12 protein-coding genes are annotated in these 11813 nt (G+C 60.4%); 10 read left to right on the forward strand and 2 right to left on the reverse strand.

Annotation, left to right across the window (positions count from 1 at the left end; genetic code table 11):
* The 10 genes from WCA53_RS31010 to nagZ all read left to right on the forward strand — a co-directional run.
* A partial coding sequence (locus WCA53_RS31010; RefSeq protein WP_423920532.1) for a PDZ domain-containing protein occupies positions 1-927 on the forward strand: 927 nt, incomplete at its 5' end.
* Positions 927-1208, forward strand: a complete 282-nt coding sequence (locus WCA53_RS31015; protein WP_423920537.1) for a glutaredoxin family protein — start codon at positions 927-929, stop codon at positions 1206-1208. The genes WCA53_RS31010 and WCA53_RS31015, both read left to right, overlap by 1 nt.
* 132 nt (positions 1209-1340) lie before the next feature.
* A complete protein-coding gene (lepA, locus tag WCA53_RS31020) occupies positions 1341-3131 on the forward strand; it encodes a translation elongation factor 4 (RefSeq protein WP_423920540.1) in 1791 nt (596 codons plus the stop codon).
* Positions 3132-3152: 21 nt separating this feature from the next.
* The gene (gene lepB, locus WCA53_RS31025; RefSeq protein WP_423920543.1) at positions 3153-4046 is read left to right on the forward strand and encodes a signal peptidase I; all 894 of its coding nucleotides are present in this window, start codon (positions 3153-3155) and stop codon (positions 4044-4046) included.
* Between the two features lie 203 nt (positions 4047-4249).
* Positions 4250-5350, forward strand: a complete 1101-nt coding sequence (gene rnc, locus WCA53_RS31030) for a ribonuclease III (RefSeq protein WP_423920546.1) — start codon at positions 4250-4252, stop codon at positions 5348-5350.
* A gap of 117 nt (positions 5351-5467) precedes the next feature.
* A complete protein-coding gene (gene era, locus WCA53_RS31035) occupies positions 5468-6367 on the forward strand; it encodes a GTPase Era (RefSeq protein WP_423920549.1) in 900 nt (299 codons plus the stop codon).
* Positions 6354-7265 (forward strand): DNA repair protein RecO, encoded by a 912-nt coding sequence (gene recO, locus WCA53_RS31040; protein ID WP_423920554.1) that lies wholly within the window; start codon positions 6354-6356, stop codon positions 7263-7265. The genes era and recO overlap by 14 nt, the downstream gene beginning before the upstream one ends.
* A complete protein-coding gene (gene pdxJ / locus WCA53_RS31045) occupies positions 7262-8047 on the forward strand; it encodes a pyridoxine 5'-phosphate synthase (protein ID WP_423920558.1) in 786 nt (261 codons plus the stop codon). The genes recO and pdxJ overlap by 4 nt, the downstream gene beginning before the upstream one ends.
* A gap of 16 nt (positions 8048-8063) precedes the next feature.
* Positions 8064-8462, forward strand: coding sequence for a holo-ACP synthase (gene acpS / locus WCA53_RS31050; RefSeq protein ID WP_423920562.1), 399 nt, complete (start codon positions 8064-8066; stop codon positions 8460-8462).
* Positions 8463-8544: 82 nt separating this feature from the next.
* The gene (nagZ, locus tag WCA53_RS31055) at positions 8545-9549 is read left to right on the forward strand and encodes a beta-N-acetylhexosaminidase (protein WP_423920565.1); all 1005 of its coding nucleotides are present in this window, start codon (positions 8545-8547) and stop codon (positions 9547-9549) included.
* Between the two features lie 55 nt (positions 9550-9604).
* Here nagZ and WCA53_RS31060 read toward each other — a convergent pair whose 3' ends face one another.
* Both WCA53_RS31060 and WCA53_RS31065 read right to left on the reverse strand, forming a co-directional pair.
* Entirely contained in the window at positions 9605-10987 is a 1383-nt protein-coding gene (locus WCA53_RS31060) for a sigma-54-dependent transcriptional regulator (protein WP_423920568.1), read from the reverse strand.
* Positions 10988-11177: 190 nt separating this feature from the next.
* Positions 11178-11522, reverse strand: a complete 345-nt coding sequence (locus WCA53_RS31065; protein WP_423920571.1) for a BON domain-containing protein — start codon at positions 11520-11522, stop codon at positions 11178-11180.
* Positions 11523-11813: the final 291 nt, after the last annotated feature.

Consider the following 11813-nt stretch of genomic DNA (forward strand, 5'->3'; position numbering starts at 1 on the left):
GAGTGGGTGCTCGCGATCGGCTCCCCGTTCGGGCTCGACAACACGGTGACGGCCGGCATCGTCAGTGCGAAGGGCCGCGACACGGGTGACTACCTGCCGTTCATCCAGACCGACGTAGCCGTGAATCCCGGTAATTCGGGTGGTCCGCTGATTAACATGGCGGGCGAGGTCATTGGCATCAATTCGCAGATCTATAGCCGCACGGGTGGCTTCATGGGGATTTCGTTCGCGATTCCTATCGACGAAGCCATGCGCGTCGCCGATCAACTGAAGACCTCAGGTAAGGTGGTGCGTGGCCGGATCGCGGTGGCGATTGGTGAAGTGACGAAGGAAGTGGCCGATTCGCTTGGCTTGCCGAAGGCGCAAGGCGCGCTGGTGAGCAGTGTGGAATCAGGTGGCCCGGCCGATAAGGCGGGCGTCCAGCCGGGCGACATCATCACGAAATACAACGGCCACGACGTCACCACGGCGACCGATTTGCCGCGTATGGTCGGCGACACGCCGCCGGGTACGAAAGCCACGATCACCATATGGCGCAAGGGTCAGTCGCGCGACCTGCCGATCACGATCGCGGAAATGCAACCCGATAAGGTCGCCAAGGCCGAAGCCACCAAGCCGCCGCCGCCCAAGGAGCGCGCGAGCAATACGCTTGGCATCGCGGTGAGCGACATTCCGGCCGACCAGAAGAAGTCGCTGAAGCTCACCAACGGCGTGATGGTCGACGCGGTAGAGGGACCGGCGGCGCGCGCAGGCTTCGAAAAGGGCGACATCATCCTGCGCATCGGCGACACGGACATCACGAGCGCGAAGCAGTTTGACGCGGTCGCGCAGAACGTCGATCCGAGCAAGATGGTCGCTGTGCTCGTGCGTCGCGGCGATAACACGCAGTTCGTGCCGCTGCGTCCCCGCGCGTCCACGCAGAAGTGATGGCCCGCCCCGCGCTCACGGTCTATGGGCGCGCGTGGTGCCATCTTTGCGACGATTTACGCGCCGAACTCGCGCCGATTGCGGCGGAGTTTGGCGTGGCAATAAATGTGATCGATATCGACACCGATCCCGCGCTCGAAGCTGTCTACAACGAACTCGTACCCGTCCTCATGTTTGAGGGCGCCGAGCTCAGCCGATATCGTCTTGACGCGGCTCGTGTTCGCGAAGCGCTGAACGCCTACGCACCGGAACACGGCTCCAGCCACAGCAAAGGCGGCTGAGCAATCGGACGTTTCCCGTAAAATCCGCCGTCCTGAAGCCTTTTCGGCTAAAATGGGCAAGATTTTTACCCTATTTTCAAGGCGTGCTCCGCGTTTGTCAGGGCGCGCCTTTTTCGCTTCATTGGCGTCTGAATGAATCATATTCGTAACTTCTCGATCATCGCGCACATCGACCATGGCAAGTCGACGCTCGCTGACCGCATCATCCAGTTGTGTGGCGGCCTGTCCGACCGCGAGATGGACGCGCAGGTTCTCGACTCCATGGATCTCGAGCGCGAACGCGGGATCACGATCAAGGCACAGACCGCGGCCCTCACCTACAAGGCCCGCGACGGTCAGGTCTACAACCTGAATCTAATCGATACCCCCGGCCACGTCGACTTTTCGTACGAAGTCAGCCGGTCGCTGTCGGCGTGCGAAGGCGCGCTGCTCGTGGTCGACGCGAGCCAGGGTGTGGAAGCACAGACGGTGGCCAATTGCTACATGGCGATCGAACTCGGCGTGGAAGTCGTGCCGGTGCTGAACAAGATCGATTTGCCGGCGGCCGATCCCGCGAGTGCGATTGCGGAAATCGAGGACGTGATCGGGATTGATGCGACCGACGCCACGCATTGCAGCGCGAAGACCGGTTTCGGCGTAGAGGATGTGCTGGAAGCGCTGATAAAGAAAGTGCCGCCGCCCAAGGGCGATCCGGACGGACCCGTGCAGGCGCTGATCATCGACTCATGGTTCGATAACTACGTCGGCGTGGTCATGCTCGTGCGCGTCAAGAACGGCACGCTGCGCCCGAAAGACAAGATCAAGATGATGGCGTCCGGCGCGGTCTATCCGGTCGAGCATCTCGGCGTATTCGCGCCGAAATCCACGAACCTCGCGTCGTTGTCGGCGGGGCAGGTGGGCTTCATCATCGCGGGCATCAAGGAATTGCAGGCCGCGAAGGTCGGCGATACGGTCACCACGCTCGCGAATCCCTCCGAAGTGCCGCTGCCGGGTTTCAAGGAAGTGAAGCCGCAAGTGTTTGCGGGCTTGTATCCGATTGAAGCAAATCAATACGATGGTTTGCGCGAGTCGCTTGAAAAGCTGAAGCTGAACGACTCCTCGCTGCAATACGAACCGGAAGTGTCGCAAGCGCTTGGTTTTGGTTTCCGATGCGGCTTCCTCGGCCTCCTGCACATGGAGATCGTGCAGGAACGGCTGGAACGCGAATTCAACATGGACTTGATCACCACGGCGCCGACCGTGGTCTACGAAGTCGTGAAGCGCGATGGCGAGGTGATCCAGGTCGAGAATCCGGCCAAGATGCCGGAGCCTACGTACATTGAAGAGGTGCGCGAGCCGATCGTGACCGTGAACCTGTACATGCCACAGGAATATGTAGGTTCTGTGATCACGCTTTGCATGAACAAGCGCGGTTCACAAATCAACATGCAGTATCACGGCCGCCAGGTGCAGCTCACGTACGAGATTCCGATGGCGGAAATCGTGCTCGATTTCTTCGATCGGCTGAAATCCACGTCGCGCGGTTATGCGTCCATGGACTACGAGTTCAAGGAATATCGCGCGTCGGACGTGGTGAAGGTCGACATGCTGATCAACGGCGAAAAGGTCGACGCGTTGTCGGTCATCACGCATCGCGCGCAGAGCCAGCACCGCGGACGCGAAGTCGCGTCGAAGATGCGCGAGTTGATTCCGCGCCAGATGTACGACGTGGCGATCCAGGCGACGATCGGCGCAAACATCATTGCGCGCGAAAACATTAAAGCTTTGCGTAAGAACGTGCTGGCAAAGTGCTACGGCGGCGATATTTCGCGCAAGAAGAAGTTGCTCGAAAAGCAAAAGGCCGGAAAGAAACGCATGAAGCAGGTCGGCTCGGTCGAGATCCCGCAAGAAGCTTTCCTCGCGATTCTTCGCGTAGAAGATTAATAAAATAACCGGAAACGATTGATGAATTTCGCGTTGATTCTTTTTGTACTCGTCGTCTTGACGGGGATTGCATGGGTGTTCGACAAACTGGTATTCGAGCCGAAACGGCGGCGGGCGGCGGACGCGGCAGTGGCCGAGTTCGATGCGCAGCAAGCACGCGTAGGCGAGCGTTTCGCCGATGAAAATGCGCCCGAAACACGCGCGCGCCTGCGGGATGAAAAGCTTCGCCAGCCTTGGTATCTAGAGTATTCAGCGAGCTTCTTCCCGGTCATTCTCGTCGTGTTCGTGGTCCGTTCATTCGTAGTCGAGCCGTTCAAGATTCCGTCGGGATCGATGGTGCCCACGTTGCTCGTCGGCGATTTCATCCTCGTCAATAAATTCGAATACGGCCTGCGCCTGCCGATCACCAATACCAAGGTCACCAGCGGCTCGCCGCTCACCCGTGGCGACGTGGTCGTGTTTCGCTACCCGAAAGACGAATCGGTGGATTACATCAAGCGCGTGATCGGCCTGCCTGGCGACACCGTCGCTTATCAGGACAAGAAGCTGACGATCAACGGCCAGCCGGTTCCTGAGACAGCGTTGCCGGATTACTTCGACGACGAGCGCATCGGCTATGCGAAGCAGTTTGAAGAAGATCTGGACGGCCGCAAGAATGCGATCCTGAACAACACGCAAGTGCCTCCATTCGTGATCGGCGCCGACGACTTTCCGTACCGCGACAACTGCAACTACAACGCGCAAGGCGTGATTTGCAAAGTGCCGCCAGGTCACTATTTCATGATGGGCGATAACCGCGACAACAGCGCCGACAGCCGCTACTGGGGCTTCGTGCCAGACCAGAATATTGTCGGCCGCGCGTTCTTTATCTGGATGAATTTCAGCAGCCTGAAACGCATCGGCCCGTTCCATTGATGCGCGTTGTTTGCCGTCAGTGCGCTTAAGCGATTACGCCGCGTTTTTCGCGGCGTAGTTGTTAGAAGGCGCGTTAGAAAGCGTTCGAGAAAGACGCCCTCGAAACAGCGCGAAGAAACGTCGCCAAGGCCTGCTAGTCCCGCCGTTTTCCTTGGTTTTTCTGCTGCATTCGCCCCTCCTGACGCCCGCGTTATACTCTGCACATGCCCTCGACCCCGTTGGAAACCCGGCTCCAGTACGAATTTCGCAATGCGGAATTACTGCGCCAAGCGATGACTCATCGAAGTCACAGTGCCACGCACAATGAACGACTCGAATTTCTCGGAGATTCGATTCTAAATTGCGTGGTGGCTGCGCTTTTGTTCCAGCGATTCGCAAAACTCGATGAAGGCGACCTCTCCCGCGTGCGCGCAAATCTCGTCAAACAGCAGTCGCTTTATGAGATTGCGCAGGCGTTGGATGTGTCGGAGGCATTGCGGTTAGGCGAAGGCGAATTGCGAAGCGGCGGTTTCCGGCGGCCTTCCATATTGGCCGACACGCTCGAAGCGATCCTTGGCGCGGTTTTCCTCGATGGCGGATTCGACGCGGCGCACGGCGTGATCAAGCGGCTTTACACGCCAATACTGGATTACATCGACCCACGTACGATCGGCAAGGACGCGAAAACGCTTTTGCAGGAATACCTGCAAGGTCACAAGATCGCGTTGCCGACCTACACCGTCGTGGCCACCCACGGCGCGGCGCACAACCAGCAATTCGAAGTCGAATGCACGGTGCCTAAGCTCGACGTGAAAGTGTCGGGTTCAGGCGCGAGCCGTCGCGCCGCTGAACAGGCGGCCGCGAAGAAGGCGCTGGAAGAAGTTGCCGCTGCGGCGCCGGCGCTGACATCGAAATCGAAGCGCAAGGGATCGCGCGCGGCCAAGCTCGCCGAACTTGAAGTCGTACCGGGTGTGACAGGTGTCCAGGCCGCGCTCGATTTGCGCGCGCCGGACAAGCGGGAGCGTTCACGCGGCGCTCAGGCTGGCGCTCACGGCAGCGCTAATCCCGGCACGCATAACGATCCGGAACGCTCCGCAACTGCGCCGGTGGCCGTGATCCGCGCGGCGCATGCCGGACCTTCCGCGGGCGTGTTTGCAGCGTCGGAGAAAGCCGAACGGCCGGTGCTTCATCGGGCGGAGAAAGCGGCGGCGGAGAACGCGTCGCAGAAGAAGGCAGATGGCGTGAGCGAAGCGGCGAACGCGAGTCCCGACGTTGAAGCGCATGCCGAAGAAGGCACGGTGCGTGCCGCCGACGCCGGTCATTAAGCTTTTCGCATGCCTTACGCCGGTAATCAAGCGCCGGCAGAAGTCCGCACACCTCGATTAAAAAGCTTGAACCCGACGCGCCAGCGTCCCCCACGAATTTTGCAGCCGGTTACCTCTATGAACACTCCCACTCCCTCTGGTTTCCGCTGCGGCATGGTCGCTATCGTCGGCCGGCCCAACGTCGGCAAATCGACGATGATGAACGCGCTGGTCGGCCAAAAGGTCAGCATCACGTCCCGCAAGGCGCAGACCACGCGCCACCGGATCACCGGCATTCACACGCTTGCGGACGCGCAATATATCTTCGTCGATACCCCCGGCTTCCAGACCAAGCATAGTGGCGCGCTGAACCGGTCGCTGAACCGCGCGGTGACGTCCACGCTGACTTCCGTCGATGCCATCCTGTTCGTGATCGAAGCCGGCCGTTTCGGCCCGGACGACCAGAGAGTGCTCGACCTGATTCCGAACGACACACCGTGTTTGCTGATCGCGAACAAACTCGATCACGTCAGCGACAAGGAAACGCTCTTTCCCTTCATGCAGAAGATGAGCGCGTTGCACGACTTCAAGGAAATCGTGCCGATGACGGCCAAGCACCCCGACGACATCGCGCGCCTGATGACGGTGGTCAAGCCGTACCTGCCGGAAGGCTCGCCGATCTACGGCGAGGACGATCTCACCGATCGCAGCGAGCGCTTTCTCGCCGCCGAGATCCTGCGCGAAAAAGTGTTCCGTTGGACCGGTGATGAATTGCCGTACACGAGCACGGTTCTCATCGATAAATGGGAAACCGAAGGCCGCCTGCGCCGCATTTTCGCGACGATCCTGGTCGAACGCGATACCCACAAGGCGATGATCATCGGCCAGAAGGGAGCCAAGCTGAAGCAGATCAGTACCGAGGCCCGGCTCGACATGGAAAGGCTCTTCGACGGCCCCGTTTATCTCGAGACCTTCATCAAGGTGAAGAGTGGCTGGGCGGATAACGAAGCGGGACTTCGCGCGTATGGGTACGAGTGAGGGCGTCGCTCAGGGTGCAAACGACGCGTGGATGACGCCATCTGCCGACGCGGAACCTGCCGACAATGCTGACACGGGCCGTATCTCCGCTCCCGCCAAGAAAAAGCGCAGTGGATCGGCAGCGGCTTCGGCTGACGCCTCGTATCCTGCGCCACCTAAAAGGCCGCGCGCCCCACCGCGCTCGGATTTTCGTATCGCCGAGCAGCCGTCGTTCGTGCTGCACAGCTATCCGTATCGCGAGACCAGTCTTGTGCTCGACGTCTTCTCCCGCGATCACGGCCGCGTTGCGCTGGTCGCGAAGGGCGCCAAGCGGCCGCATTCCGCGTTGCGCGGCGTGTTGCAGACGTTTCAGCCGCTGGGGTTGTCGTGGACGGGCAAGGGTGAAGTCCGCACGCTCACAACGGCGGAATGGGTCGGCGGCATGTTGCCGCTCGCCGGCGACGCGCTGCTCTGTGGTTTCTACGTCAATGAGTTGCTGGTCAAGTTCTGTGCTCGCGAAGACTCGCATCCGCAACTCTTCAATCACTACGTGCTGACGCTGTCGCGCCTCGCGCACGGCGAGCCCGCGCTGCAAGTGCTGCGTTCTTTCGAACGCGTGCTGCTGCGCGAAACCGGTTACGCGATGGCGCTGGACAAGACCATCGAACGCAAGCCGGTTCTCGCTGAAAAGAAATACGTCTTCGACCCCGAGCGCGGCGTGCGCGAAGCATCCGATGAACTGCCGTCGCAATGGCCGGTGATTGCCGGGCAAACGTTGCTCGACATGGAGCGAGACGACTACAGCCGCCCGCAGACAGCCGCGCAGAGCAAGATGCTGATGCGCTTCCTGCTGAACGTGTACCTGGGCGGTACGCCGCTCGCCACCCGCCAAATCCTGATCGACCTTCAAAACCTATGAGCTTCTTTCTCTCGTCTTCCGCGAACGTGATCGATCTCGGCGTCAATATCGACCACGTCGCCACGCTGCGTAACGCGCGCGGCACGCAGTATCCCGATCCCATTCGCGCTGCGTTGCAGGCCGAAGAGGCCGGCGCCGATGCCATTACGCTGCATCTGCGGGAAGATCGCCGCCACATCCTCGACGCCGACGTCCACGCGCTGCGACCGCTTCTCAAGACGCGCATGAACCTCGAATGCGCAGTAACGCAGGAAATGCTCGACATCGCCTGTGGCGTTCGTCCGCATGACGTCTGTCTTGTGCCGGAAAAGCGTGAGGAACTGACGACGGAAGGCGGCCTCGATGTCGCCGGCCAGTTCCAGGCGGTGAAAGCCGCGTGCGAGCAGTTACGTCAGGCGGGCGCGCGGGTATCGCTTTTTATCGATGCCGATGAAACGCAGATTCGCGCGGCGTTCGAGGCGGGCGCGCCTGTCATCGAATTGCATACCGGCCGATACGCGGAAGCCCATGACGAGGCTACGCAAAAAATCGAGTTCGAACGCGTGGCAACGAGCGTCGATTTCGGCAATTCGCTCGGGCTCAAGGTGAACGCCGGACACGGCCTGCATTACTCGAATGTCCAGCCGATAGCAGCGCTGGAAGGCATTGTGGAATTGAACATCGGCCATGCAATCGTCGCGCATGCGATCTTCGCGGGCTGGGACAATGCGGTGCGCGAGATGAAGGCGATCATGGTGGCGTCGCGCTTGGCCGCCTCCACAAATACTGCGAAGCCGCGCTGACTGGAGCGTTTCCAACATGGCGATCTACGGAATCGGCACGGATCTCGTCCAGGTGAGCCGGGTCGCGGCGGTGATGGAGCGCACGAAAGGGCGCTTCGCCGAGAAGGTACTCGGAGCCGACGAACTGCGCATCTATCACGCGCGTAAAGCGCGTTCCGAAGTGCGCGGCCTCGCGTTTCTTGCCACACGTTTCTCGGCCAAGGAAGCGTTTTCCAAGGCCATCGGACTTGGCATGCACTGGCCGATGACCTGGCGCGCGCTGCAAACGCTCAACGAACCGAGTGGCAAGCCGAAGGTCGTAGCGTCGGGTGAGCTGGCCGAGTGGCTTGCGGTGCGTGGCATTACCGCCCAGGTCACGATCACCGACGAGCGCGACTATGCGGTGTCTTTTGTCATCGCGGAAGTGATTGCATAAGCGGCTGCATCAGCGAACATCGAACCCCTCTGACTCTTTCATTTTCAATTTGAACTCTCTAAAACGTACTCTCGGGCCCGTCATGCTCGACGTGGCAGGCACGACACTGACCGACGCCGATATCCGTCGCCTCGAACATCCGATGACCGGGGGCATCATTCTTTTCGCCCGGCATTTCCAGGACCGTGCGCAACTTGTTGCGTTGACGGATTCGATCCGTGCGGTTCGCGATGACATCCTGATTGCCGTCGATCACGAAGGCGGCCGGGTGCAGCGCTTTCGCACCGATGGTTTTACTGTCCTACCTGCGCCGGGCAAGCTCGGTGCACTTTGGGACCGTGACGTCCTGCTGGCGACCAAGGTGGCGACGGCGTTTGGCTATGTACTTGCGGCCGAGTTGCGCGCGTGCGGTATCGACATGAGTTTCACGCCCGTCCTGGACCTTGATTACGGGCACTCGAAGGTCATCGGCGATCGTGCGCTGCATGCTGACCCACGGGTGGTCACCGTGCTCGCCAAGAGCCTGAGTCACGGCCTGGCGCTTGCCGGAATGGCGAATTGCGGCAAGCACTTTCCGGGGCATGGGTTTGCATCGGCGGACTCGCATGTTGCAATGCCTGTCGACGACCGGCCGCTGGAGGAGATTCTTGCCGCCGATACGAAGCCGTACGACTGGCTGGGGATGTCGTTGGCGTCGGTGATTCCGGCGCACGTAATCTATCCGCAGGTCGATGAAAAACCGGCGGGATTTTCGCGGGTCTGGTTGCAGGATATCCTGCGCGGCAAGTTGGGTTTCAACGGTGCAATCTTTAGCGACGATCTTTCGATGGAAGCCGCCCGGGCGGGTGGAACGCTCACCGAAGCGGCTACGGCCGCGTTGACGGCGGGCTGCGACATGGTGCTGATCTGCAATCAGCCCGATGAAGCTGGGAAGGTTCTGGAGCGGCTGACGTTTGCGCCGACGAAGGCGTCACAGGGGCGCTTGAGGAAGATGCGTGCGCGCGGGAAAGCGTGGCGGTGGAGCAAGCTGACGACGCAAGTGGAGTATCAGCAGGCGGTGAAGCTTGTGAGGAGCGCGCTCGAGTAGGGGAGCGCGCGATTGGGGGCAGAATCCCACCCCCCCGCGCAAGCCCCCCGGGGGCCTATTCCAGCTTCATCCGCTGAAGTTTGTTGTACAGCGTCTTGGGGCTGATCCCGAGCAACGTCGCCGCCCGATGCCGAGTGCCGCCAACGGCTTCAAGCGTCGCGCGAATCAGCATGTCTTCCACATCGGCGAGCGCGGTGCCTACGGTTACCTGCACGCTGCTGCCATTGAGCCCGCGTCCGCCCGTACTGCTACGCTCATCGGCACGAAGCGTCTCGACGACATCGCCCGACGCGTGATACGCGCGCCGAACCCGCTCGCGCAACTCGCGCACATTACCGGGCCATTGCGCTGCCAGACATTCGCGAATGAAATCAGGGCTTACGCGCTTGGGCGCGCCCGTCGTGACACCAATCACGTGATTCTCACGATTCAGTTCGTCAACGAAATACTCGGCAAGCAGCGCGATGTCTTCGCCCCGCTCGCGCAGGGGCGGCAAAGTAATCGACGACGCACTCAACCTCAAGAACAAATCTTCGCGCAACCGGCCATCGTCGACGGCCTCTCTAACCGGCAAACGCGTCGCGGCAAGCAAGCGAAAATCAGTGACTATCTTATTGCTGCCGCCGACCCGCATGAAGTTCTGCGAATCAAGCGCGCGCAGCAATGCTTCCTGTTGCGCGGAAGGCAGGGCATCGATTTGATCCAAAAACAGCGTTCCGCCGCCGGCCTGCTCCAGCAATCCCCCCTCACGGTTCTCCGCGCCCGCAAAAGCGCCCCGTTCGTGGCCGAACATCAGGCTTTCCATCGTACGGTGGCTGCTTTGCGCGGCCATGGCGCAATCGAATGCTACAAATGGCCCTTTCCGTCGTCGGCTCATTTGATGTAGCGTGCGCGCGGCGACCTTCTTGCCCGTGCCCGCTTCGCCGCAAATCAATACGGCGGCTTCTGTCGGCGCGGTGTGTTCCATCAGATCGTAGACATGCTGGATCGCGTCGCTGCGACCGAGCATCCCCCCGAAATGGCCGAGTTCGCGCAAGGTTGTGCGCAATGCACGTACTTCTTCCGTCAATTCATACGGCCGCGGAATGCGTGCCAGCAGGCTGCGCAAACGCGGAATGTTGACGGGTTTCAGCAGGTAATCCCAGATACCCTGCCGCAAGCCTTCAATGGCGCTTTCCACAGTCGCGTTGCCGGTCATCACGATGACTGGCAATGCGCCGCCGGGCGGCTGTGCGGGCAGATTGTGCAGTAGTTCGAGACCGCTGCCGTCGGGCAGGTTCAGATCGACTAGCACCACGTCGGGTATGAAGCGCGTGAGGGCAGAGCGCGCTTCGGCCAGCGTCGTGGCGGTATCGACGGAAAAACCGTCGGCCGCCAGGATGGCAGACAGGCCGGAAAGGCTATTCGGGTCATCTTCGACAATCAAGGCGTGTGGCATGGCGGACGCAACGTATAAATTGTTTGCAATGCGCCCGTGCCGAACGCCCAGAATCGGCGTGAAATCGGCGGCGGACGCCTCCGTGCGAGGTCGCGTCGGGCCTTGGGCTATTCGCCCCACGGCGCGGCCTTGTGTCGAGCGCGCGTCGCAGCCTTCTGCTTTCCCGCCTGATTCCTTCTACCGCGCGCTTTTATTGCGGTTTGACATGCAGGTCGTTCTTCACCGACTGAACGCCCTCAACAGCGCGCGTCACTGATACCGCCTTCTGTATCTGTTCTTCCGAATTCACAAAACCGGACAGCAACACTTCGCTGCGATACGTGTCGACACCCACCGACAACGACTTCAGGCCCGGATCTTCAAGCAATGCGGCCTTTACCTTGGCCGTCAACGTTGTGTCGGTGGTGTATTCGCCAACGGACTCGTGCGCCGGCGTCGATGCGCAGCCCGCCGTGACGGCGAGCACAGGCAACGCAAGCGCTACAGCCATAACGAGGCGGGTGAAGGAGGTATTCGATGTATTCTTTTTTTGCATGGTCTGCGTAAGTGGTTGGACGTTTGCCGCGCTCAATGCGCAGACACATGGACTTCAGCAGGTTTCATGCCAACGAGGTGCCGATGTTCAATTGCCTTCTCATTCAGCCATTTATCTGAGCAAGCGCCTCGTTCTTGAGTCCGGGGGCTGCATGGCCTTTCTCTCGTGCGGTAAAGTTTGCCTGAAATAGCAATAATGTTCAGCAAAAAGAAAAAGCGCCCAGAAACTGGGCGCTTTTTGCAACACGTCTCCGGCCGGCCATGTCAGGCCCGAAATTCCAGGCCTTGCGGT

Origin of the sequence: Caballeronia sp. (assembly GCF_049581465.1) — a bacterium.
Taxonomy (GTDB): domain Bacteria; phylum Pseudomonadota; class Gammaproteobacteria; order Burkholderiales; family Burkholderiaceae; genus Caballeronia.

What these genes read in the sequence shown, in the direction of transcription:
- WCA53_RS31015 (WP_423920537.1), top strand. Translation starts at nt 927, where the DNA reads ATGGCCCGCCCCGCGCTCACGGTCTATGGGCGCGCGTGGTGCCATCTT.
- recO (WP_423920554.1), top strand. Translation starts at nt 6,354, where the DNA reads ATGGGTACGAGTGAGGGCGTCGCTCAGGGTGCAAACGACGCGTGGATG.
- lepA (WP_423920540.1), top strand. Translation starts at nt 1,341, where the DNA reads ATGAATCATATTCGTAACTTCTCGATCATCGCGCACATCGACCATGGC.
- rnc (WP_423920546.1), top strand. Translation starts at nt 4,250, where the DNA reads ATGCCCTCGACCCCGTTGGAAACCCGGCTCCAGTACGAATTTCGCAAT.
- pdxJ (WP_423920558.1), top strand. Translation starts at nt 7,262, where the DNA reads ATGAGCTTCTTTCTCTCGTCTTCCGCGAACGTGATCGATCTCGGCGTC.
- acpS (WP_423920562.1), top strand. Translation starts at nt 8,064, where the DNA reads ATGGCGATCTACGGAATCGGCACGGATCTCGTCCAGGTGAGCCGGGTC.
- lepB (WP_423920543.1), top strand. Translation starts at nt 3,153, where the DNA reads ATGAATTTCGCGTTGATTCTTTTTGTACTCGTCGTCTTGACGGGGATT.
- WCA53_RS31065 (WP_423920571.1), bottom strand. Translation starts at nt 11,522, where the DNA reads ATGCAAAAAAAGAATACATCGAATACCTCCTTCACCCGCCTCGTTATG.
- nagZ (WP_423920565.1), top strand. Translation starts at nt 8,545, where the DNA reads ATGCTCGACGTGGCAGGCACGACACTGACCGACGCCGATATCCGTCGC.
- WCA53_RS31060 (WP_423920568.1), bottom strand. Translation starts at nt 10,987, where the DNA reads ATGCCACACGCCTTGATTGTCGAAGATGACCCGAATAGCCTTTCCGGC.
- era (WP_423920549.1), top strand. Translation starts at nt 5,468, where the DNA reads ATGAACACTCCCACTCCCTCTGGTTTCCGCTGCGGCATGGTCGCTATC.